This window comes from Roseibium sp. (assembly GCF_965232425.1).
Lineage (GTDB): Bacteria > Pseudomonadota > Alphaproteobacteria > Rhizobiales > Stappiaceae > Roseibium.
The window spans coordinates 582,521-607,289 of the sequence record NZ_OZ246971.1 but is presented as its reverse complement, the minus strand read 5'-3'; the positions used below and the strand labels follow the sequence as shown (position 1 = coordinate 607,289).

Below are 24,769 nucleotides of genomic sequence, written 5' to 3'. Positions count from 1 at the left end.
AAACCTACTCGGCAGCCTGGCCCGCGCGGCAGCGTGCCAGTTGTGCCCGCAGGGCGGCGGGTTTGACCGGCTTGTTGAAAAACGCGATATCCTTTTCCCCGGCCTCGGACCGTACCGGCCTGCTGCGATCCGCGGTAATCAGGATTGCCGGGATATGACGCCCGAATTTCCACCGCAACTTCACGATGGCTTCGATCCCCGTGCCGTTGTCCAGATGATAGTCGGCGAGAATGACGTCGGGTGTCAGACCGGCCTTGTTCAGATGCGCCGCTGCCTCCTGTTCGTTGCCGGCCGTAACGACCAGGCAATTCCAGCTCGACAGCAGGTGGTGCATGCCGCTCAGGATGTCGGGCTCGTTGTCGATTGCAACAACGCACAATCCGTCCAGATTGCCGATTGCGGCCGGCGCCTGCATTTCCGGAAGCGTATCGGGAACGGCCGCCGCGCGCGGCAGTTCGACCGAAAAACAGGAGCCTTTTTCAAGGGTGGATCTGAGTGCGACCGGATGGTCCAGAACGTGACTGATCCGCTCGACGATCGACAGACCCAGTCCGAGACCCTTGGCGACGCGCATGCCGTCGTCAAGCCTGTGAAATTCCTGAAAGATGGCCGTCTGCTTGCTTTCGGGTATTCCCATTCCGGTGTCGTGTATTTCAACGATCACGCGATTGCCGTGCCGGCGGCATCCAACCAGCACGCGGCCGTCCTGCGTGTATTTCAACGCATTGGAAACGAGGTTTTGAAGCAACCTGCGCAACAGCCTGCGGTCCGTCCGCACGGACACCGTCGTTGGCACGATGCGCAGCTCAAGACCCTTCTCCTGTGCGACGGGCAGAAAGTCCAGGGCGAGCCCGCGCAGGATCTCGTCCAGCCGGAAGACCGTCGGTTCCGGTTTCAGTGCACCGGTGTCCAGCCGCGAAATGTCGAGGACGGCGCCGAGAATGTCCTCGACCGATTCCAGGGCGGATTCGACATTGCGCACGAGTTCACCGTCTTCTCCTGCGTTCAGCTTCTCCACAAGCACGGACGCGTAGAGGCGTGCGGCATTGAGCGGTTGCAGAATGTCGTGTCCGGCGGCGGCAAGGAATCGCGTCTTGCCGATATTGGCCTCTTCCGCCGCATGGGTCGCCTCCACAAGGCGCTCGTTGACGTGGGTGAGCTCCTCCGTCCTTTCCCGCACGCGCCGTTCCAGGGTTTCATTGGCCCGGGCGAGCGCTTCTTCTGCCATCACGCGTTCGGTGATGTCGGTATAGGTGGTGACGATGCCGCCATCGGGCATGGGGCTGATCCGGACTTCGAAGACCGCGCCGGTCGATTCAAGTCGCTCCTGGAAGGTTTCCTGGACCACCACCAGTTTCTCGATGCGATCGGCAACGATGCTTTCGACCGGCCCCGGGCCATATTCACCCCTTTGCGTGTTGTAGCGAAGGATGGCGTCAAGCGTGGTTCCGACCTGCCCGTATTCGGCCGGGAGCCCCAGAAGATCGCGGAACTGGCGGTTCCAGCAGATCAGGCGCAGGTCACGGTCGAAGACGCCGATGCCCTGCCGGACCTGGTTGAGCGCCGTCTGCAGCAGGTCCCTGTTGTACTGAATGGCGATCGAGGCATCGTCGAGAAGTTTCACCGCACCCTTGGTGGACGGATCATGCCGCTTGAGCATAAGTGTCAGCACAAGCCTCGACGAGGCCGCGCCGATCGCGCTTGCCAGCAGCTGTTCGGAAAAGCGGAGCAGATTGGCATCGGCGAGGGTGTTCGGATCGAGCGGTATCCCACGCTCGCTCGCGAAGCGGTGGAACGATCGCTCAGTGCGCTCCTCGCCAAGGTAGCGCGCGACGGTCGATTGCAGGTCGGCCGCTGTGACGGACGTGCGCCAGTAGCGGAGGCTGGGCGACGGTGTCAATTCCGCGGGCACGAAGACATTGGCCTGGAGGGTTTCGGCCGGAAGCGGTTTTCTGACGAAGGACACGCCGACAAACAGAAGGATATTGACGAGCAGGCTCCAGAGCGTGCCGTGGATGAAGGGATCCAGCTGCAGACCGAAAAGCGACTGCGGGTTCAGGAAACCCAGCCCGAAAGGGCCGGTCTCCAGGAAGTCGGTCGACAGGAGACCGGATTGCGCGAATGTCGGCAGGAGCAGCGTATAGCCCCACAGAAGGAAACCGCTGCTGAGACCGGCAAGCGCGCCGAGCGATGTCGCGCGCCTCCAGAACAGTGCGCCGATGAATGCGGGCGCGAACTGCGCGATCGCGGCAAAGGATAGGAGGCCGATGGACACGAGGGCGGCCGTGTCCCCCGCCGCCTTGTAGTAGGCGTAGGCCAGCAGAAGAATGCCGAAAATCGCCAGCCTGCGGATTGTCAGCAGGTGGCGGCTCATGTCGCGCCCGCTGCTGTTGATCAGGTTCTCTTCCCCCTGCCTGCGCAACAGGAGCGGCACCACGATGTCGTTGGAAATCATGATTGCCAGGGCAACGGTCGCGACGATCACCATCGCGGTCGCCGCCGACAGACCGCCGATGAAGGCGAAGAGGGCAAGCCATTCCTGGCCCGCGTCTATGGGCAGGGCGAGGACATAGGTGTCGGCATTGATATCCTGTCCGAACCGCAGCATGCCCGCCGCGGCGATCGGGATAACGAACAGGTTTATCAGGACCAGGTAGAGCGGGAACATCCACGTCGCGCATCGGAGTTCCGAATCCGAGTTGTTTTCGGTGACGGTCACGTGAAACTGGCGCGGCAGCATGAGGACCGCAAACCCGGACAGGATGGACAGGATCAGCCAGTTGCCCACATTGATCGGCTGTTCGAACACCTCGGCGACTTCCGGAGCTTCGGAAATGGCGCGCACCAGATCGAACGGACCGTCGAAGAGCCAGTAGGTGACCCAGATGCCGACGGCCAGGAAAGCCAGCAGCTTGACGATCGCTTCGGCCGCGATGGCCAGCATCAGGCCTTCCTGGTGTTCGGTGGCGTCGATGTGCCGGGTGCCGAATGCCCAGCTGAAAATAGCCATGCCGAGCGCGATCAGCAGCGTGATGTCATTGAAAAACGGGGCAAAGCTGAAGCCCTGGGAGATCAGCGGACCGACCATGGTCGTGACCGAGAAGGAGACGGCTTTCAGCTGCAGCGCAATATACGGAATGACGCCAATTACCGCGATCAGGGTCGCAAGCGCGGCCACGGACTGGCTCTTGCCGTAACGCGCGCCGATGAAGTCGGCAATCGAGGTGATGCTCTCGGTTTTCGAGATCTGGATGATCCGGCGCAGCAACGGATATCCGAGGGCGAAGACCAGCAGGGGCCCGATATAGATCGTCAGAAACTCGGCACCGTTGCGCGTCGCGTTGCCCACGGATCCGAAGAACGTCCAGGAGGTGCAATAAACCGACAGGGACAGCGCATAGATGAAGGGACGGCCCCCCGCCCTCGACGGAGAGTTGCGCGTCATCCTGTCGCCGAAACTCGCAATGGCAAAGAGCAGCAGGATATAGGCCGTTGCGACCAGTATCACGATCCAACCGTGCAGCATGTTGCCGTTACCGTCCTCCCGACCGGTTTGCAGACACGTGTTCTGCCACTTTTTCCAATCCGATCATAGTGCCGGGCGCATGTCCATTCGCCTTGCGACTAGGGTCCTGACCCTACTCGCAACCCCGATTATGAACCCGTTTGCAACAGGTTGAAACCAATCAACTTTGGTGAAGTCTAGTTCACATCGTTTCATGCAAAAACGGGCTGCATTCGCGTTATGGTGTGACGGGAATGAGCTGAGAGGAAGAAACGGTGTCCGACTTGATGCAGCGCCTGAGCACAGGTGCGCGAAACACGCCCGAAAGCGGGATCATTGAAATTTTCAATGCCGCGTCGGGTCACGAGGCACTGATCCCGCTCTGGGCGGGGGAAGGGGACCTGCCGACCCCCGACTTCATCAACCGGGCCGTCAAGGCGTCGCTTGACAGGGGCGAGACCTTTTACACCTATCAACGCGGTATCCCGGAACTGCGCGAGGCCCTGGCCGTCTACCACGGTGAAATCTATGGCCGCCCGTTTTCCCCGGAGCGCTTTTTTGTTACCGGTTCCGGCATGCAGGCGATCCAGCTTGCCGTTCAGGCCATCTCGGACGCCGGACAGGAAATCATCGTGCCGTCCCCGTCCTGGCCCAACATTTCCGCGTCCGTCGAGATACATGGTGCGAAGTCGGTGTTCGTACCCATGCGCGAGGCAAACGGCGGATGGGAATTGCACCTGGAGGATGTCGAAGCCGCGATCACGCCCCAAACAGCTGCGATCTTCCTCAATTCGCCGAGCAATCCGACAGGTTGGGTCGCCGATCTGGACCTGTTGAGGGCCTGTCTCGATCTCGCCCGCCAACATGGCCTCTGGATCATTGCCGACGAAATCTACGCCCTCTACTATTACGGCAACACAGCCAGGTCGCCGTCATTCTATGACATTGCCGAAGATGATGATCAGATCATTTTCGTGAATTCCTTTTCAAAGAACTGGGCCATGACGGGGTGGCGCGTCGGCTGGATGTCGGCCCCGCCCGCCATCGGTCAGGTTATTGAAAATCTGGTGCAATATTCCACCTCCGGCGTTCCGGCGTTCTTGCAGCACGGGGCCCTTGCCGCTTTGAGCGAAGGCCGGGAATTCCTCGAATCGCAGATCGCGCGGGCGCGTGACGGGCGGAGTGTTGTCGTGAGCGGGTTGCGGGAGAGCGGACGAATCAGCGTAGCGCCGCCTGAAGGGGCGTTCTATCTCTTCTTCTCGGTCGACGGTGTTGATGACACGCGCCGTTTTGCGCTCGACCTGGTGCGCCAGACGGGCGTGGGCCTCGCGCCCGGAACCGCGTTCGGTCCGGGTGGCGAGCGGTTCCTGCGTCTGTGTTATGCCCGCAAGCGCGCGCATCTCGAAGAAGCCGTCCGGCGAATTAATGCTTGGCTTCCAGCGTTTTAGATTTGCGACGGGTTGCTGGTCTACGTGAAACCCCTTAACCTTGAATGGATGTGATTTCCATGTGGGTTGAGGGATGGCAGACGAGTTTCTAATTGATCGGGATGCGGAAACCGCTGCGGTGTCGGACGCGCGGCTGTCGAGCGTGTTCGACACGGCGGTCGACGGCATCATCGTGATCAATGAACGGGGTCTCGTTCTGGCCTACAACAAGGCCTGCGAGCGCCTGTTCGGATACGAAGCTGCTGATCTGCTGGGACGCAATGTCAACAAGATCATGCCGCAGGACTATGCGCACGCTCATGATCAATATGTCCGAAACTACATTGATACGGGCGAAAAGAAGATCATCGGCATTGGCCGGGAGGTCAAGGCGCAGCACAAGGACGGAACCGTATTCCCGATCGAGTTGTCGGTCGGCGAGGCGGACACACCCTATGGCCGTCAGTTCATCGGCATACTTCGGGACCTGAGATCAAGGAAGATCATCGAGGAACGTCTGGCAAAGGCACAGGCGCAGCTTCTTCACATGACCCGCCTCAGTGCGCTGGACGAAATGGGTGCCGCGATCGCGCATGAACTCAATCAGCCGCTGACCGCGGTTCTGCTCTATCTCCAGTCCGTCTCCAGAAAGGCCAGGAACGACGGCACGATGGATCCACAGCTTCTTTCGGTGATTGAAAAGGCCGAGCGGGAGGCTGAACGGGCAGGTGAAATCATCCAGCGCATGCGCCAGCTTGTGGAGAAGAAAGCGCCGGAGCGGCAGACGCTCGATGTGGAGGACGTCGTGCAATCCTGCATGGAGATGGCGGAACTCGGCAACGGCGAAACGCGAACATTCCTGTCGTCCAGCGTCGAACCCGGCTTGCCCCCGCTGCAGGCTGATCCGGTCCAGATCCGCCAGATTCTGATAAATCTTTTGCGCAATGCGCGCGAAGCCGTCGCCGATCAGCACGAAAAGCGCGTGCATCTGTCGGTCAGCCTGAATGGGGACCTGCTCGAATTCAGGGTGTCCGACAACGGACCGGGCGTGCCCGCCGAACTTGTGGAGGGACTGTTCCGGGCATTCACCGGTGCGAAGCACAAGGGGGTCGGTCTCGGGTTGGCGATATCGCGTTCCATTGCGCAAAACCACGGTGGAGATCTGAAGTTGGAGACCTTATCCGACGAAAGTGGGGCTTCGTTTCTGTTGACCTTGCCGGTTCACCCGCGCGAAGAAGCAACGGACAAGGATCTTTAACGGGCGACAAGACCAAAGAAGCAAGGACGGAAACAAATGGAAGCTGGCGCAGAGGCCGTTTACATCGTTGATGATGACCCCGCGGTGCGAGATGCGCTGTCTGTCCTGTTCAACATGGAAGGCTACGTTGTCGAAACCTTCTCGGACGGAGACACATTCGTGCAGTCCGCCAGTAAATCAGTTCCCGCCTGTGTCATGCTTGATGTTCACATGCCGGGGCGTTCCGGCATCGAGATCCTCAAGGCTCTGAACGCCGAGCACTATCCCGCTCCGATTTTCATCATTTCCGGACAGGGCGACATACCCATGGCGGTCGAGGCGATCCGCAACGGCGCTTTCGACTTCATCGAAAAACCGTTTTCCGCCGAGACGGTGCTTGAGCGTGTGAAGGAAGCGGTTGCCGCGATGAGGCAGCGGCAGGATGTCGATACGTCCCAGACGTTCGAGGGTGCGGAGCTTCTGACGCGCAGGGAACTGGAAGTCCTGAAGGAAATCACGGAAGGGGCATCGAACAAGGAAGCCGGCAGGACGCTTGGTATCAGTCCCAGAACCGTCGAGGTTCACCGCGCGCGGATCATGGAAAAGCTCAGTGCGCGCAACGCGGCCGATCTGGTACGGATCGTCCTGGGGCATCCAACGGCGGGCTAGTTCGAAAACCTTCCGTCCGTTCACGCAAGTTTTTATCGGTAAACGTATTTCTGCGTACATTCGCAGCTCAATTTGTCGCGTATGTTTCTAGGTGATTTTGGCAATGTCGCCTGAGTCACCGGAAACACGCGTTTGGTTGTTCACATAATCGAGGATGATGAAGCTGTTGCCGATGCGCTGACGATTGCGCTCGAACTTCTGAATCATCGCGCCCGGACCTATTTTGACGGTGAAACCTTCATGGCGGAAGCGGACTTGTCTTCCGGCCACTGGGTTATCGTGGACCTCGGTCTGCCTGGAATAAGTGGCGCTGAAATCGTCAGAAAACTGAACGACCTTGCGGCGCCGCCCAGGATCATAGCGATTTCCGGCAAGTCGCGGATAAAGATCGCTCGCCAGGTCAGCGAATTCGATGGGCTCAAGGTTCTACGCAAGCCGCTGTCCATCGACATGCTGACAGCCGCGATGGCCTGAGGCCCGGCGCGCCTACGCATTTTCCTTGATCCGACCTGATGTAAGAGCTGGCTGCGGCCTTTTGCCATATGTAGTTTCTCTTACGCAGTCGACCGAATTCCTACAATAGATTCCTCGCTTTAGAGTTATGCCTGCAAGTTGCGAAACGTCGGACGGGGCGTTTCGCCGGCAGGGGAACTTCCTTGTTTCATCGGTTTTGAGGGCGGCTCCGCCTGAAAGGAAACAGGACCTGCCGGGGTTGGCTAGGCCGCGCAAGAATGCGCGAAGGAGGGAAAAATGGCATATTTCGAAGCAGGTGTTGCAGGTCACGGTGCTGGTGCGCGCGCGGGTGTCGCGACACCGTTGCACGCCACGCAGGCAGGTTTCGCCGATGTTGGCGGCAAGGCAAGCGAATATGACACCCATGCCGTCGTCTACTACGAGGGAGACCCCGCAAGGCGTCTTTACGAACTGGTTCGCGGCTCCCTCATGCTCTACAAGCTTCTTCCGGACGGACGCAGACAGGTTGTCGAGGTTCTGCGTCCCGGAGACATCTTCGGGCTCGCGAACGGCGACGAGCATGACTGCACCGCCGAGACACTGACCAAGTCGCTGGTCCAGGAAATCGATCTCAGGAAAGTTGAAGCTTCCGAAGAACTTCAGAAAAGCCTGACAAGATGCCTGACCAACCAGATGCGTGCGCTTCACGAGCATGCGGTGCTGCTCGGCCGCAAGTCTGCAGTTGAGCGGGTGGCCAGTTTCCTGATGCACATGGTGCCCGATCGTGGCGGCGCCGGCTGTGTCGGCCCGGTCGACGAGGACGACGACGGCTTTGACCTTCAACTCCACATGACCCGCCAGGAAATCGCCGACTATCTCGGCCTGACGATCGAAACGGTCAGCCGCGTGGTTTCGGAACTGAAGCGGCGCGGGGTCATCCGGGTCGACAAGGCGGACAAGATCCACCTCAACAAGGTCTGCGGCCTGTGCCGCATGACGGGCATGCATTGACGCCTCCCACCTCCCGAACTCAAGGGCCGCGCATCGTCGCGGCCTTTTTTTGTCTGCGATCCACGGGATTTCGGGCGGCAAGGAAAGTCTTCGTTAGGCATGTTCACCGTTTCAGGCTGCCTTAAGGGCACCTTCGGCGGCGACCCGCTTCTTTTTTAACAGGTGAAGCTGCATATAAACGCCGGCTTTTTGCAATCAGGGCGCGGTGGCAATGCAGATCAATTCTCTCAGATTTGTTCAGGAGCGAAATCCTGAAGGGGGCGCTCACAAGCGCTACCACGTGCTTGCAGACGAAACCGAATTTGTCCGCCTTGATCTGACGAAAAGGACGATCGGCAAACCGGTGGACATGGTCAATCTGCTTGATCGGTCGATCCGGACACTGACACCGGAAAGGAAGCTCCTGTGCAGACAATGGCATCTTGCCGGCGGGGATCCGGGCGAGGATGGACAGATCGCGGCCAGGGGATCTGACGTGTGGCTCGTGCAGGACGCAGCTCAAGCGGAGCTTTTCAGGGTCGTCGACCCTCGCAAGCTGGCCGCAAAAACGCTTGAAACCATGCTGGGAAGCTGGCCGGACAGCTATGCCATCGTTTCAGGGGACGAATGTGTCGGTATCATCCGGCGCGCGTTGAAACCCGGCGAAGCGGAACCGGTGAACCGCTTCCAGAAACTTGCCGGTCTGTTCAAGGACCGGGATTGGGCTCTGGAACTCAGCCAGCCGGTCCCTTTGCAGTCTGCCTATCGCATGATCGCTTCGGTTCTGCTTCTGATCGAAGTGACGGTCAGCGGCGCACGCGCCGGCTGAAGATCTTTGACGTTCAGTCAGACGGCGGCCGAGTGCCGCGCCTTTCCGCTCGCCTGGCTGTCGGCCAGATAGGCATCGAACGCCGCTGCCGCCAGCCGGACGTAAGGCCGCCCTGCCTCCGTCACGCTGACCCGGGCCTGATCGTCCCCGTTCAGATCCAGGGTCACGAGCCCGTCGGCCACGAGATCCTCGAGACCGTCGAACGCGTCGCTGACATTTCTGATGGACAGCCCGTGGCTCGCGCAGACCGGGCCGAGGTCACACGCGTAGTTGGTCATCAGGTCCTCGATAATGTGGCCCCGCAATCTGTCATCGGCGCTCAGCGCAAGCCCTTTTGACAACGGCAGCTTTCCGGCAAGGATGCTCCGGCGCCAATTGCCGACATCTGGCATGTTCTGAACGAACCCGCCGGTCAGCTTGCCGATCGAGGAGACGCCGAACCCGATGAGCTGTTCGCCCTGATCGGTGGTGTACCCCTGGAAGTTCCGTTTCAGCGATCCGTCGGAAAGGGCGACGGCCATGCTGTCATCGGCGCGCGCAAAATGGTCCAGGCCGATCGCAACGTAACCGGCGTTCAACAATTCACGCCTTGCCAGGTTGGCCAGTTCAAGCCGCTCGGCCGCAGACGGCAGGCGTGTCTCGTCGATCAGCCGCTGATGTTTGCGCATCCACGGAACATGGGCATAGCCGAACAGTGCGATCCGGCCCGGTGCAAGTTCCAGTGTTTTCTCGATCGTATCGCGGATTGTCTGAGGCGACTGTTCCGGCAAGCCGTACATGAGATCGAAATTGAGGGCGTCCAGTCCCGCGGATCTCAGAAATTCCGATGCCCGTGCAACGGTCTCATAGGGCTGGACGCGGCCGATTGCCTGTTGAACGGCAGGATCGAAATCCTGGACGCCGAGACTGGCGCGGTTGATCCCGATCATCGCCAGCGTTTCGGCAAGGTCCGCAGTTACGAGCCGTGGATCGAGTTCGATCGCGTGTTCAAGATCGGGCGACAGGTCGAACAAGACGCGCATCAGGCCCGTCACGTCGACAAGGCTCTCCCGCGAGAGCAGGCTCGGGGTCCCACCGCCCCAGTGGATGTGGCGAACCGGCCCGGCGTTTTTCAGATGTTCTGCGACCAGGCCGATCTCCTGTGCCAATGTCGCAGCATAGACTTTCAGCGGCGCATCCTTGCGCGTCGCCTTCGTGTGGCAGCCGCAATAATGACAAAGCTCCCGGCAATAGGGCACGTGCAGATAGAGCGACAGGCTGTCTTGCCGTGTGATCGCGGACAGCCAGTCGGCATAGGTGCCCTCGGTCACGCCGCTGTGGAAATGCGGGGCTGTGGGATAGCTGGTGTAACGCGGAACGTTGCGCAGCGCATAGGAAAGCGGGTCATTGGTCATGAGCCCATCATTCCGGCTAACCTCGGCGGGAGCCTTGATATTGCTCAACCCGGTGGTCTGAATCTGGAGAAACAATGTGATTGCAAGCGCGGAAGAGACACTTGGCCCTGCCGGGCAGGGCGTTTACAGGCTGCATGGTGCCCCCGACAATGCGAATTTCGTCGTCCGGATGGTCCTCGAGGAGCTCGGCGCACGCTACGAATTCGTCTCCGTTGACAGGGCTGCGGGCGAGCAGAAGTCGGACGAGTACCGGAAGCTCAATCCGCAGGGGTTGATCCCCGTGCTGGAAGTGCCGGGGCAGGACGCGGTGACATTTGAAACCGGAGCCATCCTCCTGATGCTTTCGGAGCGGCATCGCTCTCTCGCTCCCGCACTGGATACGCCCGGGCGCGGCAGGTTCCTGAAGTGGCTGTTCTTTCTCTCCAACACACTGCATGCGGATCTGCGCATCTCCTTCAAGCCGCACCGCTACATGCCCGACAAAGCGTGCATGCCTGGTCTCAACGCGGCGCTCCGGAGCCGTATCGATGCAAGTTTTTCCCTGCTGGAGCAGGAGCTTGAAGCATGCGGGGGACCGTTCCTGCTGGGCGCGGGTCTCAGCTGTCTCGATTTCTACCTGGCAGCCTGCGCGCGCTGGGCGCAGATCTATGGCACATGCGGGGTTTGGCCGGCTGACCGCTGTCCCCGGTTATTCAGGCTCCTGGAGGAACTGGAAGCCAGACCTTCGGTTCAAAGGGCGTGCCAGCTTGAGCTGATCGATGGTGCGCCCTTCACGGCGCCGACGCCGGTGGCGTTCGCGCGGGAGAAATGATCGGAAAAAGACTTTATGTTGATCGATGCAATCAATCATGACGATGATAATCAACCAATATATTAGCCGGTACCGTATTGGCTCGAACCGCATACGGACCCTATGATTACAGCGATGACAAACTCGACCGTGGCAAAACTCCTGCTGACGATCCTGCTCGCGGCAGGTGGCGGCGTTACTTTCTTTGTGCTCGGATTGCCCGCCGCGTGGCTGTCCGGGGCCATGGTCTTTGTCGCGGTCGCAACGCTTGCAGGCGCTCCGACCGTCATGCCGGACCGGCTGCGCGATGCCCTGTTCGTCGTGATCGGCGTATCGATGGGCGCCGGAGTGCGTCCGGACGTCGTGGAACGGATCGGGGACTGGCCGGTCTCCATGGCGCTTCTGCTCGTTGTCGTCGTCTGCGTCACGTTCGCCGGCTACGCGGTTCTTCATTTCGGGGCCAAGTGGTCGCGGGAAACGGCCTTTTTCGGGGCGATCCCGGGCGCGCTCAACTACGTGATCGCACTGGCGACCGACCGGGGGGCGGACCTGCCCCGGATCGCGTCGAGCCAGTCGCTCCGGCTTTTCGTGCTCGTGGCGATCCTGCCTTTCGCGGTGGTCTCGACCAGCGGAACACTGGAGGGCGAGGGGGGCGCAATCGTCGTGTCCACCTGGTTTGAGATCCTCATCGGCCTGCCGCTTTGCCTGCTTGCCAGCCTGATCGCGCAGAAGCTCAATGTGCCTGGTGGTCTGATGACCGGAGCCTTTTTCATGAGCGCCGGCCTGAACGCATCCGGGGCCTGGACGCTGGTCCTGCCGGCCTATCTCGTCGTGCCCTGTTTCGTGATGATGGGTGCGATGATCGGATGCCGCTTCGCCAACATGACGGTCCGCCAGTTCGTCAGCGTTCTCGGCGCCTCGATCGCGGCCTTTAGCGCCGCCTTCCTGATGTCCATCCTGGGCGCCTGGATCGTATCCTCGCTGGTGGACATTCCCTTCGGGCAGGCTCTTCTCGCCTATGCGCCGGGCGGCCTTGAGGTCATGACGTTGCTGGCGTTCATGCTCGATCTGGATCCGGCCTTCGTTGCCGCTCACCAGATTGCCAGGTTCACCGGGATGGTGCTGCTGCTGCCGCTGATCACGGCGCTCGTTCTGGGAAAAAGTTCCAGGTAGGAATCAGAAAGCCGGGGGCAGGGCCCCCGGCTTCCCGGTGGTGTTCCGTTGCTCGGCTCAGGCTGCGGGAGCTAGCGCGCGTTCTTCGAGCTGCATTCTCAGATCGGCAATGTGATCGAGGTTCAGCGGGAATTGCAGCGTCGTGGTGTCGCCCTCGCTGACCGCGACACGCGCCTCGATCGGCCTTGACAGTTCTGCGCACTCGAAGGTGACGCGTGTGCCGGGCACAACATCTATCCGCACATTGACGAGGCAGTTGGCCGACGAGATCTTCACTGCGCTTGCCGCGACCTGCTTGTCACCGATCGTCAGTGTCGCGGGCCAGTGGACGTCATAGATCCGGTAGGTCTCGTCGTCGCCGCGGTTGCCGATCGCGTCGAGGAAGGTTTCCACTTCGTCGCCCAAGAGTACAGCCTCGTCATAGACGACCGAGCTGCCGTCCTTCACCAGTTTGGAGGAATTGGCGGTGTCCTCCGAATTCTGGCGCATCACCGAAACGCTGTCGCGCACGCGTGCCGCGCTGCTGGACACTGTTTCCATGCTGCGCGCGATTTCGGACGTCGCGCTTTCCTGCTGGGTGACTGAGGAGGCGATGCTGGTGGCGACATCATTGATCTCGCGGACCGTGCCATAGATCTCGCCGATGGATTGCTCGGCGCTCTGTGCCGTGCGCTGGACCGCGCCGACCTGGTTGCTGATCTCACCGGTGGCCCGGGAGGTTTGTGCCGCGAGTTCCTTGACTTCCGAGGCAACCACCGCGAAGCCCTTGCCGGCTTCCCCGGCGCGCGCCGCCTCGATCGTCGCGTTGAGCGCGAGCAGGTTGGTCTGATCGGCGATTTCGCGGATCAGGTCGACAACGCTCGTGATCTGGTCGGACGCGGTGACGAGTTCGGTGAAGTTGGACTTCGTCTCTTCCGCCCGGTCCGAGGCCCTGGCCGCGATTTCCGCAGAGTGATCCGCATTGCGCCGGATCTCCTGAATGGAGGAAATCAGTTCTTCCGCCGCCGAGGAAACGGTTGCCACCATCGAGGACGTGTCGCTGGCTTCCTTGTCGAGCACCGTCGCCTGGTTGGTCGAGTTGTCCGATGTCTGCGTCAGCGTTTCCGCGGTCTCCGACATTTCCGTCGAGGACTGGGACATGCGCTTGAAGATGCCGCGAATGGTGTTGCCGAAGATGCCGATCATCTGATCCAGCTCGTCGCGCCGGCGGTTGGTGGTTTCGCGATTCTTTTCCTGCTGCTCGCGCATCGTCTGGCGTTCGACAAGACCGTCGCGGAACACCATGACCGCGCGGGTCATCTCGGCGATTTCGTCTTTGCCTTTGATTGCCGCGATCTCGGTCTCCAGACGATTGTGGGACAGATCATCCATCGTTTTTGCAAGCCCGTTGATCGGCCGGCTGATCATCCGTCCGAGCATCAGGGCCGCGGCGAGACCGATGACAAATCCGATCGCGGTTCCGCCGACCGAGAACAGGATCGAGCTCGCCGTCTGCGCATGCACCTTGGCTTCCAGCTTGTGCTCTGCATCGATCGCCAGTTGCTTGATCGCGGCAAGGTCGTCGGCAACGATCTTCGCTTCGGCGAACAAGACATCGTGTTCCAGGTGCCGGATATCCTTTTCAAGCGTCCGGAACTCGTTGAGAGCGCTTACATAGACCTCAATCTGCTTGAGCGCATCGTCGACCAGTTGCTTGTCCTCGCCGTCGAGCTTGGCCATGGCGTCGCTGGTCAGGTCCTTCTTGACCCGGTCGATCTCCGAAAGTGCATAGTCGAGTTCGCTTTCCATTCCGGAATAGATGAACCGGTTGGCGTGGTCACGGGCGATCAGAAGGTGGATCACGGCGTCCGTGACGAGTTCGACGGTCTCCGACGGCTTGCCGTTCTTGGAGTCCTGCTCCTGCTTGTGCTTGAACACCGTCACGATCTCGTCTTGGAGCTTGTCGCCGGCCTTGTGCAGGCTGTTGTCGACAATATCCCTTTGAAGCGCGCGCTCATGCGCGACCTTCTGGAAGTTCTTCCAGTAGATCTCGACATGCTTCCGGGCATCTTCGAGCCGCTCGATCTCTTCCGGCACATGCAGTTTCTTGATCTTCTCGTCGATCAGCGTCAGCACGTTCGTGTGCGCGGCGTCGACCGCCTGAAGCTTGTCATCTGATGAATTCTCGACGAATTCGATCGCCTTGATCTCCATTTGGGAGAAGGCTTGGGTGACGTCTGTCGCGGCGGCAAGCGCATTGCCGTGTTCGGTGAATTCGGTGAATTCCTGATCCAGTGTGTGGAACATCATAGCGGATTTTCCGCCGAGAAAGAGCATCAGGACAAGCAATGCACCGAAGGCGAGCAGAAGCTTCTGCGTCAGCCGCATATTGTAAAACCAGGCCACGATTTTCCCCTCCGAAAGCGTGGTTGAAAAAAGATCAGTTCGAGGTGAGCTCGCTCACCGTCTCGATCAGGACATCGTTCGTGAAGGGTTTCTTCAGAACCGCGTCCGCCCGGGTCGAGGAAAGCTGCAGGGCATTGTCGGCCGGAATGCCGGCACCGCCGCCGGACATGGCGATCACCTTCGGAGCCGTCGTTTTCGTCTTCAACTCGAACACAACATCGGTTCCGTCCGAAGCCGGCATCATGATATCCGTGATGACGAGATCGAACTGCCGCGACGAGGCAATCTCCAGTCCCTTGTTGCCGTCATCGGCTTCGACGACGTCATGACCGGCTTTGCGAAGCGTTGCTGCGATGGCATGCCGAACCGGCTGCATATCGTCAATCAGTAGTATGTGGCACATAGTTCGGTATCTCCCAGATCTACCGAACTACAACCCTACGTAATTGTCGGTATATCTATAGTAAACATACAACCTCGGCCGTCACCACTAGGTTGTAATAGGCCCTCTGCAACTATTATTTTTCCATCAACTTTATTAATAATTTGCAAAGCGACAGAAAGTCCAAGACCAGTGCTATTTTTACTGATGCTATTTGAGTAAAAAGGATCGAATACTTTATGTCTCAGCCCAAATGGAATGCCTGGTCCATTATCAGCAATCGAGATTTGCGCCTTTGAACCTTCAAGTTCTGCGAGTTCTATACGTATTGTCCCGGAATGCTTGGTCGCCTGGGAGGCGTTTGTGACGATATTGATGATTACTTGTGCAAACATGGTTTCACTGATCGGAATGTTCAGATCCTTTGGAACGTTCCTGAAACCGGTTTCAATAGTGACTGTCGGTGGCAGCATCAGGCGCACGAGTTCGACTGCGCGGATGAGAGCGTCGGGGAGGGTCGTTACACCTGATTCGTCTTCGAACCGGCCTCTGGACAGGCCCAGCAGGTTGTTTGACAGCTCCGCAGCCTGCGTTGCGCTGTAATGCGCCATCTCCAGGTCGGTCCGGATACCGGGGTCGGAAATGTCGGGCAGGTGCAGCGAGATCAGGCTGGTGACGGGATGCAGCAGATTGTTGAGCTGATGGGCGAGCGCACCGGACGCGGTTCCGAGCGCCTCCAGACGGTTTCGCGAGATTTCACTCTCCGCCCTCAGACGCTCCTCGGTGATATCCCGCTGGATTCCCAGATAGGCGGAGAGGGCCCCGTTTGCATCGAAGATCGGCGCCATGCGCAGGGAATTGAGAAAGGGTTCGCCGGTCTTGCGGTAATTGAGCAGAACCACATCAATCGGCTCCCGGTCGGCGATCGCCTTCCGGATCCGGGCGACATCGTCGGCGCTGGTCTCCTCGCCCTGCAGGAACCGGCAGTTCCGCCCCAGCGCTTCCTCAGCGGCATACCCGGTGGTTCTTTGAAAAGACGGATTGACGTACGTGAGCGGCAGGTCGGGCTGGTGCGCATCCGAAACACTGACCGTGTCGGGCGAGCCTTCCAGCAGGGATTTGAGAAGATCGGGTGATGTCCCCGCGATCTTTTCAAGAGCGGCGTAGCCCTGGTCCATGCGGCCTTGCATTTCAGTCTCCCCCACGAAGCGCTGACTGCTCAATGAAGCAAGCGTAGGCGGAGAAGCAGAAAAACGGAAGAGCGCAGAGCGAGTGTTCCCCACAGGAAACAACGCCCGTTTGTCTCTTCCGAAATCCGCACAATGTCGTGTTGGCGTCCAGAACGCACGCGGCGCGCTCAGGTCCGGACGAAGTGCAGCGCTGCGAATTCCTGCCGCCAGGCGGACACTCTTGCCGCCATCGCCTCTGGGTCGTTGGCACGCAAGGCCTCGGCGATCAGGCCGGCAAGGCGCGGCATGTCGGCGGAGGTCATGCCCCAGCGCACCAGTTCCGGCGTGCCGATCCGCAATCCGTTCATGTCCCCGTCGACCGGCGCGCCCGGCAGCCCGATGCCGCAGGCAAGGAATCCGGCCTTGCGCAGTTTCTTCGACGCGGTCTGCCCGCCACCGAAGGCCGCCGCTTCCACTGCGAATTGGTGCGACGCTGTTATCCCCTTCGATGTTTCGAACACCGGGATGCCTTCAGCTGCAAGGGCGCGTGCAAGCGCCTGGGCAGACGCCACCATTTCCTGGGCATAGCCGGCGCCGAAGTCCCGCCAGTCCAGCAGCGAGACGGCAAGCGCAGCGGATTTGGCGACATCGAAATTGGCCGTCAGGCCGGGAAAGGCGATTGCGTCCAGTTTCCGGGCAAGGTCCGGATCGTTGGTGACAATTAGCCCGCCTGCGGGGCCGCCCAGGCTCTTGTAGGTGCTCATCGTCATCAGGTGCGCACCCTCGGCAAGCGGGTCGGAAAAGACACCGCCGGCGATCATGCCGCACTGGTGCGCCGCATCGAAAAGAACGTACGCACCGACCTCGTCGGCGATTGCCCGGATGCTTGACACCGGATGCGGGAAGAGATTTAGGCTCATGCCGATGGTGATCAGTTTCGGCTTGAACCGGTGTGCCATGTCGCGCAGGCCTGCCAGGTCGATGGTGTAGCCGTCGGCATCCACCGGGGCTTCGTGAATTTCGAGACCGTAGAGCCCGGCGCATCCCGGTTCATGGTGCGTGACGTGGCCGCCGACGGATGCGGGCGGCGCGATTATAACATCGCCGGGTTTGGTGGTCGCCATGAAGGCATAAAGGTTGCCGAGCGCGCCGGACGCGACCCGGATTTCGGCATGTTGCGCGTTGAAGATCTCGCAGGCGAGATCCGCCGCGATCACCTCGATCTCCTCGATCGCTTCAAGGCCCATCTCGTACTTGTCGCCCGGATACCCGAGCGAAGGTCGCGAGCCGAGGCCGCTGGCCAGAAGCGCTTCCGCTTTCGGGTTCATCACATTGGTTGCCGGATTGAGGTTGAAGCAGTCCCGCTCGTGGATCTTCCGGTTTTCATCCACCAGATGATCGATGCGGCCGGCGATCAGATCCGAGCTCAGCCCGCGCGTTGCCGTGCTGATCCCGTCGATCCTTGTTGCCACGTCCTGCGGCAGCCATGGCTTGAGTTCGTGTACTGACATTGAAGATCCTCCAAGCGTGTTGATCCCAGAGTGCGCGTCCGCTTGCAAATTCGCAAACGAGATTTTAGAAAAATAAGGGCTAGAAAAAATAGGTCATTTTATGCCGGTTGCTCCACCGACACCCCGCATTCCCTCGCTCAACGCGTTGCGCGCCTTCGAAGCCGCAGCGCGCCTTGGGGGATTCGCGCTTGCTGCTGCGGAACTCGGTGTGACGCCTGGCGCGGTTGCCGCGCAGATCAAGTCGCTGGAGGAGGAACTCGGTGCACCGCTTTTTGTGCGGGGCGCGCGCGGCGTCGTGCTCACGCCGCTCGGTCAGCGGGCCTTGCCGGGATTTGTCGACGTCTTCGATCGTCTGGCCACAGCTGTGCATGAACTCCGGCAGGATGCAGCGCCCCACAAGGTCCGTATCGCGGCGCTTCCTGCTCTGGCGCAGCTCTGGCTCGCTCCTCGGCTGCCTCTGTTGCGCCAGATCCTTCCTGATATCGACGTCTCCGTCACGGCTCTCGAAACGCCCCCCAATCTCAAGCGTGTGCCGTTCGATATCTGCCTGTTTTATGGCGACGGCAGGAGCGGGCGGCAGGTCTGGACTGAAACCGACGAGCTGCTTCCGGTCTGTACGCCGGAAATCGCCAAAAAGCTGACCCATCCGCGCGATCTGAAACATGCGGTGTGCCTGACGGACACGGCCTGGGAGAGCGACTGGTCCGACTGGGCGGCCTCGGCAATGCCGGGAGAGGACTTCGTGCCGAAAGGGCCGGCCTATTCGCTCTACGCGGTCGCCCTGGAGGAAGCGCTGAACGGGGCGGGGGTGCTGATGGCACACAAGGCACTTGTTGAAGCGCATCTGCACAACGGCGATCTTGTGGCGCCGTTCACGCAGCCGGTGCCCCTGCCGCGGAAAATCTGCATCTGGATTCAGCCGGGAACCGCAAATCCCGACATTCTGGAAACGGTCATCGAAACCCTGACAGACACGCGTTCCTGAAGCCGGTCCGCCGGTGCTGGGCATCGGATGAGCGGTACAGGCGTTTGCCTTCGGAAGGCCCTGTACGCAAAACTACGATTGCGACAACGTGCCTGCGCCGTGCGACATTGTGCGGGCAATTTTCACATCTTCGAATGCCGTAAGACCCCTCTTGATATGAATCAACGCGGCTCGTTGGGAGTCGTGCGCATGGTCGTCCCATCGTTGGCACCTTGCATGGATTCTAAGAACTGGGGCGCTGAAATGGCACAAAAAAGGACCGGTTTGGTCTCGCTCGAGGAGGGGGGATTCGCCATCTTCCTCGTGCTGCTTGCATTCGCTTGCATAATTATTGCAGGCAAAACCTTTGATCAGGTCATGGCTTTTCACGCTGGCTTGGGCGCATTGCTCGCCGCAGTCAGTGTCTTCCTGATCTTCAAGAACTTCTTCGACGACGGCGGCGAACCGATCCCGGCCGAAATCGACGGAAAACCGAACTACAACATGGGGCCGGTCAAGTTCGGAACCATCGCGGCAATGTTCTGGGGGCTGGCCGGGTTCACCGTCGGTCTCGTGATCGCGTTGCAGCTGGCATGGCCGGCATTGAACTTCGATCTTCCCTGGACGAATTTCGGCCGCCTGCGTCCCCTGCACACCTCCGCGGTGATCTTCGCCTTCGGCGGTAACGTGCTGCTGGCGACATCGATGTATGTGGTCCAGCGGACCTGCCGCGTGCGCATGCCGGGCAAGATTCTGCCCTGGTTCGTCATCCTCGGCTACAACGTGTTCATCCTCATCGCGGGAACGGGCTATCTGCTCGGCGTCACCCAGAGCAAGGAATACGCGGAGCCCGAGTGGTACGCCGATCTCTGGCTGACCATCGTCTGGGTCATGTATCTGCTCCTGTTCCTGGGCACGCTCTGGAAGCGCAAGGAACCGCACATCTATGTGGCCAACTGGTTCTACCTGGCGTTCATCGTCACCATCGCCATGCTGCACATCACCAACAACCTGACCATCCCGGTCTCGATCTATTCGACCAAGTCCTACATCGTCTGGTCGGGTGTTCAGGACGCGATGGTTCAGTGGTGGTATGGCCACAACGCGGTGGGCTTCTTCCTGACCGCGGGCTTCCTGGCGATCATGTACTACTTCATTCCGAAGCAGGCCGATCGTCCGGTTTACTCCTACCGTCTGTCGATCGTGCACTTCTGGGCGCTGATCTTCATCTACATCTGGGCCGGTCCGCACCATCTGCACTACACGGCATTGCCGCAATGGGCGTCGACGCTCGGTGCGACCTTCTCGATCATCCTGTGGATGCCGTCCTGGGGTGGCATGATCAACGGCCTGATGACGCTGTCCGGTGCCTGGGACAAGCTCAGGACCGATCCGGTCCTGCGCATGATGGTCGTCTCTGTCGCCTTCTACGGCATGTCGACCTTCGAAGGTCCGCTGATGAGCCTGCGCTCCGTCAACTCGCTGTCGCACTACACTGACTGGACAATCGGTCACGTGCATTCAGGTGCGCTTGGCTGGGTCGGATACATCTCCTTCGGTGCGATCTACTGCCTGGTACCATGGCTGTGGAACAAGAGGGGCCTCTATTCGCTGAAACTGGTGAACTGGCACTTCTGGCTCTCGACACTTGGGATCGTTCTCTACATCACCGCAATGTGGGTGTCCGGCATCATGCAGGGCCTGATGTGGCGCGCCTACGACAGCCTCGGCTTCCTGGAGTACTCCTTCGTGGAAACCGTGGAGGCGATGCATCCCTTCTACATCATCCGTGCTCTCGGTGGTGCGCTCTTCGTGGTTGGCGCCGTGATCATGGCCTACAATCTCTGGATGACTGTCCGTCATGGTGAGGCTGAAGAAGCCGACACCACGCCGGTCGGCTCCCTGGCTCCGGCCGAATAAGGGAGGGACACTGAATGTCTGCATGGAAAAAACATGAAGTCTTCGAGAAGAACTCCTTCGTTCTTCTCGTCGGAATCCTGGTCGCGGTCGCCATTGGCGGCCTGGTCGAAATCGCGCCTCTTTTCTACCTGAAGAGCACGATCGAGAAGACCGAAGGCATGCGGCCCTATACGCCGCTGGAACTGGCCGGACGCGACGTCTACATCCGTGAGGGCTGTTATCTGTGTCATTCGCAGATGATCCGCCCCATGCGGGACGAGCTGGAGCGCTACGGTCACTTCTCGCTCGCTGCGGAAAGCATGTATGATCATCCGTTCCAGTGGGGATCGAAACGGACTGGACCGGACCTGGCGCGTGTCGGCGGAAAATACTCCGACGACTGGCACGTCGAACACTTGGTCGATCCGCGCTCGCTGGTGCCTGCTTCCATCATGCCGGGCTATCCGTTCCTGGCGAAAACCGGGTGAACGCCCGGGACATCAAGGCTCATCTTTCCGCCAATGCGATCGTCGGTGTTCCCTATACCGAGGAGCAGATCGAGAATGCGGCATCTGACCTTCTGGGCCAGGCCATGCCGGACTCCGACGCGGCCTACGACTTCGAGGAACGCTGGCCGAACGCCAAGGTCCGGGACTTCGACGGCAATCCGAGGGAAGTCACCGAGATGGATGCACTCGTCGCCTATCTGCAGGTGCTCGGCACCATGGTCGACTTCTCCATCTACGATGACGCAGCAAACGCGAGGTAAGTGCGATGAACGAGACCTATAGCGCCTTCGCAGGCTTCGCACAGACCTGGGGCCTTATCTATTTCATGATCCTGTTTGGCATCGTTCTGGCCTACGCATTGTGGCCGAAGAACCGGAAAAAGTTCGACGATGCTGCTCAGATCCCGTTCCGTGAGGACTGATTGATGGCAGACACACACAACAAGGAAGTCGACCAGATCTCCGGGGTCGAGACCACCGGTCACGAGTGGGACGGCCTGAAGGAACTGAACAACCCGTTGCCGAAATGGTGGCTCTACATCTTCTACGCAACGGTGGTCTGGGCCGTGATCTACTGGGTGCTTTACCCGTCATGGCCGCTGGTTTCCAGCTACACCAAGGGTGTCCTGGGCGCCAACCAGCGCCAGGAGGCCATCGCCGCCTATGACAAGGGCGTCGCCGACCGGTCCCAGTTCGCCGACAAGATCGTTGCCACGTCCCTGGAAGACATCACCAAGGACCAGGAATTGCTGCAATTCGCACTGGCCAACGGCCAGGCGGCGTTCGGCGACAACTGTGCGCCCTGTCACGGGGCAGGCGGCACCGGTTCGGAAGGCTATCCGAACCTGCAGGACGACACCTGGATCTGGGGCGGTACGCTCGACGATATCCATACGACACTGCTCTACGGCATCCGCTCCGACAATGACGATGCGCGCATCGGTGACATGCCGGCCTTCGGTGCCGACGAGTTGCTGAGCAAGGAGGAGATCGATCAGGTCGCCAATTTCGTTGCCGCCCGGGCGGGCGTCGAAACGGACGAAGGGATCGATCTTGCGGCCGGTCAGGTGCTCTACGAGGACAATTGCGCCGCCTGTCACGGCGACAGCCTTGAAGGCATTCAGGAGGTCGGTGCACCCAGCCTGATGTCTGCGAACTACCTTTATGGAAACTCGCTTGAGGAGATCAAGGCGCAGATTGCAAATCCGCGCAACGGCGTGATGCCCGGCTGGGTCGAGCGCCTTGACCCGGCGACCATCAAGTCGCTGACCGTCTACGTGCACTCCTTCGGGGGCGGCCAGTAATGGCGGTGTGAGGATGCGGCATTACCGCCGGATCGCGCAGAACATTTGATCCGGCGCAAGGTGTGACGCTTTGCGCCGGATTAACTTCAGGAAGTGCCGGTTAAGATCTGCACTCCGGAGCGGGAACCCCGCTCTTGCTTTGACCAGGATCCTATTGGGGCAGGATCGCGTTTGAGAGGACGGACGGTATGTCTGCGGACACCGAAACGCATGAGGGCGAACATTCCGAAGAGTGGTTTGCGTCGGCCAAGAAAATCTACCCCATGGCCACCCACGGCCTGTTTCGCAGGATCAAGTGGGCGCTGCTTTTCATCACGCTCGGGATCTATTACTTCCTTCCGTTCATCCGCTATGACCGCGGACCGGATGCCCCGGACCAGGCTGTTCTCATCGACATGGAGCACCGCCGGGCCTACTTCTTTTTCATCGAGATCTGGCCGCAGGAAGTCTACTACCTGACCGGTCTCCTGATCATCGCGGCCGTTGCGCTGTTTCTCATGAATGCGGTCGCAGGACGCATCTGGTGCGGATATTTGTGTCCGCAGACGGTCTGGACGGACCTGTTCTTGTGGGTCGAGCGCAAGATCGAGGGCGACCGCCGTGAACGCATTGCGCTCGACAAGGATCCGTGGACCTTCGACAAGGTCCGCAAGCGGGCGACGAAACACTTCTTCTGGCTCATGATCGCCTGGTGGACCGGCGGCGCATGGGTTCTCTATTTCAACGATGCACCGACGCTGGTCTGGCAGCTTCTGACGTTCCAGGCACCGATGGCCGCCTATGTCTGGATCGGCATCCTGACGACGACGACCTATCTGCTTGCCGGTTTCATGCGCGAGCAGGTCTGCATCTACATGTGCCCCTGGCCGCGCATTCAGGCCGCCCTGACCGACGAGAAGGCACTCAACGTGACCTATCGCTGGGACCGGGGTGAACCGCGTGGGTCTCTGAAGCACAACAAGAAGCTGGAGGCCCAGGGTCTGCCAGCCGGTGACTGCATCGACTGTTACCAGTGCTTCCAGGTGTGTCCGACCGGCGTCGACATCCGAAAGGGCATGCAGCTGGACTGCATCCAGTGCGGCCTTTGCATCGATGCCTGCGACAACATCATGACGAAGATCGGCAAGCCGACCGGTCTGATCGCCTACGACACGGATGAGAACATCGAACGCCGCCTCGAAGGCAAGGAGCCGGTTTACGAAATCGTCCGCACCCGAACGGTCATTTATGCAGCGGTGATTGCCCTGGTCGGTGCCATCATGCTGTTCGCGCTGCTCAACCGGGATTTCGCAGACATCAGCGTCCTGCACGACCGGAACCCCGTGTTCGTCGAACAGTCCGACGGGTCCGTCAGAAACGGCTATACGGTGCGCCTGTCGAACAAGCGCCGCCACCAGAGGGCGTTCATGCTGCATGTCGAAGGCATGCCGCCGAACACGCTGGTCGAGGCGGTCGGCGCGGAGTCTGTCTTTGCCGGACGGCCGATCGTCGAGGTCGGACCCGACACCACGCGCGAGGTTCGTGTCCTGGTGAGCTCCCCCCCGGGGGCGGACATGCCGCATTCGACGCCGGTCACCTTCCGCATCACCGAAAGCGTGATGGGCGAAGTCGTGACGGCGAAAGACACGTTCAAAGCACCGGACAAGCCCTGAGGAGAATGAAATGACGATGGCTCAATCGAACATGAAGGATCCAAAGGCGATCACGGGCAAGACCGTTCTGGCCTGGCTGCTCTGCTTCTTCGGTGTCGTGTTCACGGCAAATGGAATTTTCCTTTACCTCGCGCTCGGATCCTTTCCGGGCGTCGTGGTCGACAGTTCCTATGAGGCCGGCCAGGCCTACAATCAGGAAATCGCCGCGGCCAAGGCGCAGGCCGGGCTGGGGTGGCAGGTGTCAGGCGAAATCACGCGTTTGTCTGCGGACGGTGCAAAACTCGTCGTGACGGCGATGGACGCACAAGGGGTTCCCCTCTACGGCATTACCGTCAATGCGGCGCTCCGGCACCCGGCACAGGAAAACGAGGACGTGACCGCGGTTCTGCGAGCAGACGGCGGTGGACGATATGTCGGCGAGGTCGACAAGCTGGCATCGGGCAACTGGACCCTGGTCCTGGAAATCGAGCAGGACGGGGCCCGCAGGTTCAAGTCCGAGAACCGCATTTTCATCAGCGATTGAGGCGT

Annotated in this window: 20 protein-coding genes and 1 pseudogene; 15 read left to right on the top strand and 6 right to left on the bottom strand. The window is 60.1% G+C overall.

The window, feature by feature from the left end; translation table 11 throughout:
- Positions 1 to 4: 4 nt before the first annotated feature.
- Positions 5 to 3,526 carry a PAS domain-containing hybrid sensor histidine kinase/response regulator gene (locus tag ACO08A_RS02840; protein ID WP_422039735.1) on the bottom strand — a complete coding sequence of 1,174 codons (3,522 nt, stop codon included), beginning with the start codon at positions 3,524 to 3,526 and terminating at the stop codon, positions 5 to 7.
- Between the two features lie 266 nt (positions 3,527 to 3,792).
- Between ACO08A_RS02840 and ACO08A_RS02835 the strand changes: the two genes are divergently transcribed.
- The 6 genes from ACO08A_RS02835 to ACO08A_RS02810 all read left to right on the top strand — a co-directional run bounded on the left by ACO08A_RS02835 (position 3,793) and on the right by ACO08A_RS02810 (position 9,110).
- Positions 3,793 to 4,953 (top strand): pyridoxal phosphate-dependent aminotransferase, encoded by a 1,161-nt coding sequence (locus tag ACO08A_RS02835; protein WP_422041848.1) that lies wholly within the window; start codon positions 3,793 to 3,795, stop codon positions 4,951 to 4,953.
- A 73-nt stretch (positions 4,954 to 5,026) separates the two neighbouring features.
- Entirely contained in the window at positions 5,027 to 6,190 is a 1,164-nt protein-coding gene (locus tag ACO08A_RS02830) for a PAS domain-containing sensor histidine kinase (RefSeq protein WP_422039734.1), read from the top strand.
- Between the two features lie 36 nt (positions 6,191 to 6,226).
- The gene (locus tag ACO08A_RS02825; protein WP_422039733.1) at positions 6,227 to 6,838 is read left to right on the top strand and encodes a response regulator transcription factor; all 612 of its coding nucleotides are present in this window, start codon (positions 6,227 to 6,229) and stop codon (positions 6,836 to 6,838) included.
- A gap of 132 nt (positions 6,839 to 6,970) precedes the next feature.
- Complete coding sequence (locus ACO08A_RS02820; protein ID WP_422039732.1) at positions 6,971 to 7,312, top strand: response regulator; 342 nt, start codon at positions 6,971 to 6,973, stop codon at positions 7,310 to 7,312.
- Between the two features lie 276 nt (positions 7,313 to 7,588).
- Positions 7,589 to 8,302: a helix-turn-helix domain-containing protein gene (locus ACO08A_RS02815; RefSeq protein ID WP_422039731.1), complete on the top strand. Its 714-nt coding sequence runs from the start codon at positions 7,589 to 7,591 to the stop codon at positions 8,300 to 8,302.
- 211 nt (positions 8,303 to 8,513) lie between these two features.
- Entirely contained in the window at positions 8,514 to 9,110 is a 597-nt protein-coding gene (locus ACO08A_RS02810; protein ID WP_422039730.1) for a hypothetical protein, read from the top strand.
- A 17-nt stretch (positions 9,111 to 9,127) separates the two neighbouring features.
- Here the strand turns inward: ACO08A_RS02810 and hemN are convergent, their stop codons facing one another.
- Complete coding sequence (hemN, locus tag ACO08A_RS02805) at positions 9,128 to 10,504, bottom strand: oxygen-independent coproporphyrinogen III oxidase (RefSeq protein WP_422039729.1); 1,377 nt, start codon at positions 10,502 to 10,504, stop codon at positions 9,128 to 9,130.
- A 76-nt stretch (positions 10,505 to 10,580) separates the two neighbouring features.
- Here hemN and ACO08A_RS02800 point away from each other — a divergent pair, with 76 nt between their 5' ends.
- Both ACO08A_RS02800 and ACO08A_RS02795 read left to right on the top strand, forming a co-directional pair.
- A complete protein-coding gene (locus ACO08A_RS02800; RefSeq protein WP_422039728.1) occupies positions 10,581 to 11,315 on the top strand; it encodes a glutathione S-transferase family protein in 735 nt (244 codons plus the stop codon).
- Positions 11,316 to 11,429: 114 nt separating this feature from the next.
- Complete coding sequence (locus ACO08A_RS02795) at positions 11,430 to 12,467, top strand: AbrB family transcriptional regulator (RefSeq protein WP_422039727.1); 1,038 nt, start codon at positions 11,430 to 11,432, stop codon at positions 12,465 to 12,467.
- Positions 12,468 to 12,524: 57 nt separating this feature from the next.
- On the opposite strand, the gene ACO08A_RS02790 is transcribed toward ACO08A_RS02795, so the two are convergent.
- From ACO08A_RS02790 to glyA, 4 genes are all read right to left on the bottom strand, one after another.
- Positions 12,525 to 14,852 (bottom strand): methyl-accepting chemotaxis protein, encoded by a 2,328-nt coding sequence (locus ACO08A_RS02790; protein WP_422039726.1) that lies wholly within the window; start codon positions 14,850 to 14,852, stop codon positions 12,525 to 12,527.
- A 34-nt stretch (positions 14,853 to 14,886) separates the two neighbouring features.
- A complete protein-coding gene (locus ACO08A_RS02785) occupies positions 14,887 to 15,255 on the bottom strand; it encodes a response regulator (RefSeq protein WP_422039725.1) in 369 nt (122 codons plus the stop codon).
- A 35-nt stretch (positions 15,256 to 15,290) separates the two neighbouring features.
- Positions 15,291 to 16,424 (bottom strand): two-component system sensor histidine kinase NtrB, encoded by a 1,134-nt coding sequence (locus tag ACO08A_RS02780; RefSeq protein ID WP_422039724.1) that lies wholly within the window; start codon positions 16,422 to 16,424, stop codon positions 15,291 to 15,293.
- Between the two features lie 167 nt (positions 16,425 to 16,591).
- Positions 16,592 to 17,914: a serine hydroxymethyltransferase gene (glyA, locus tag ACO08A_RS02775; RefSeq protein WP_422039723.1), complete on the bottom strand. Its 1,323-nt coding sequence runs from the start codon at positions 17,912 to 17,914 to the stop codon at positions 16,592 to 16,594.
- A gap of 100 nt (positions 17,915 to 18,014) precedes the next feature.
- Here glyA and ACO08A_RS02770 point away from each other — a divergent pair, with 100 nt between their 5' ends.
- The 7 genes and pseudogenes from ACO08A_RS02770 to ACO08A_RS02740 all read left to right on the top strand — a co-directional run bounded on the left by ACO08A_RS02770 (position 18,015) and on the right by ACO08A_RS02740 (position 24,764).
- Positions 18,015 to 18,899, top strand: coding sequence for a LysR family transcriptional regulator (locus tag ACO08A_RS02770; RefSeq protein ID WP_422039722.1), 885 nt, complete (start codon positions 18,015 to 18,017; stop codon positions 18,897 to 18,899).
- A gap of 243 nt (positions 18,900 to 19,142) precedes the next feature.
- Positions 19,143 to 20,798 (top strand): cytochrome-c oxidase, cbb3-type subunit I, encoded by a 1,656-nt coding sequence (ccoN, locus tag ACO08A_RS02765; RefSeq protein ID WP_319386300.1) that lies wholly within the window; start codon positions 19,143 to 19,145, stop codon positions 20,796 to 20,798.
- Positions 20,799 to 20,812: 14 nt separating this feature from the next.
- Positions 20,813 to 21,546, top strand: a pseudogene (ccoO, locus tag ACO08A_RS02760) (cytochrome-c oxidase, cbb3-type subunit II).
- 5 nt (positions 21,547 to 21,551) lie between these two features.
- Entirely contained in the window at positions 21,552 to 21,707 is a 156-nt protein-coding gene (locus ACO08A_RS02755; protein ID WP_297578633.1) for a cbb3-type cytochrome c oxidase subunit 3, read from the top strand.
- A 3-nt stretch (positions 21,708 to 21,710) separates the two neighbouring features.
- On the top strand, positions 21,711 to 22,589 hold the full coding sequence (gene ccoP / locus ACO08A_RS02750; protein ID WP_422039721.1) for a cytochrome-c oxidase, cbb3-type subunit III: 879 nt from the start codon (positions 21,711 to 21,713) through the stop codon (positions 22,587 to 22,589).
- 188 nt (positions 22,590 to 22,777) lie between these two features.
- Entirely contained in the window at positions 22,778 to 24,241 is a 1,464-nt protein-coding gene (ccoG, locus tag ACO08A_RS02745; RefSeq protein WP_422039720.1) for a cytochrome c oxidase accessory protein CcoG, read from the top strand.
- Positions 24,242 to 24,251: 10 nt separating this feature from the next.
- Positions 24,252 to 24,764 (top strand): FixH family protein, encoded by a 513-nt coding sequence (locus ACO08A_RS02740; protein ID WP_422039719.1) that lies wholly within the window; start codon positions 24,252 to 24,254, stop codon positions 24,762 to 24,764.
- Positions 24,765 to 24,769 lie beyond the last annotated feature (5 nt).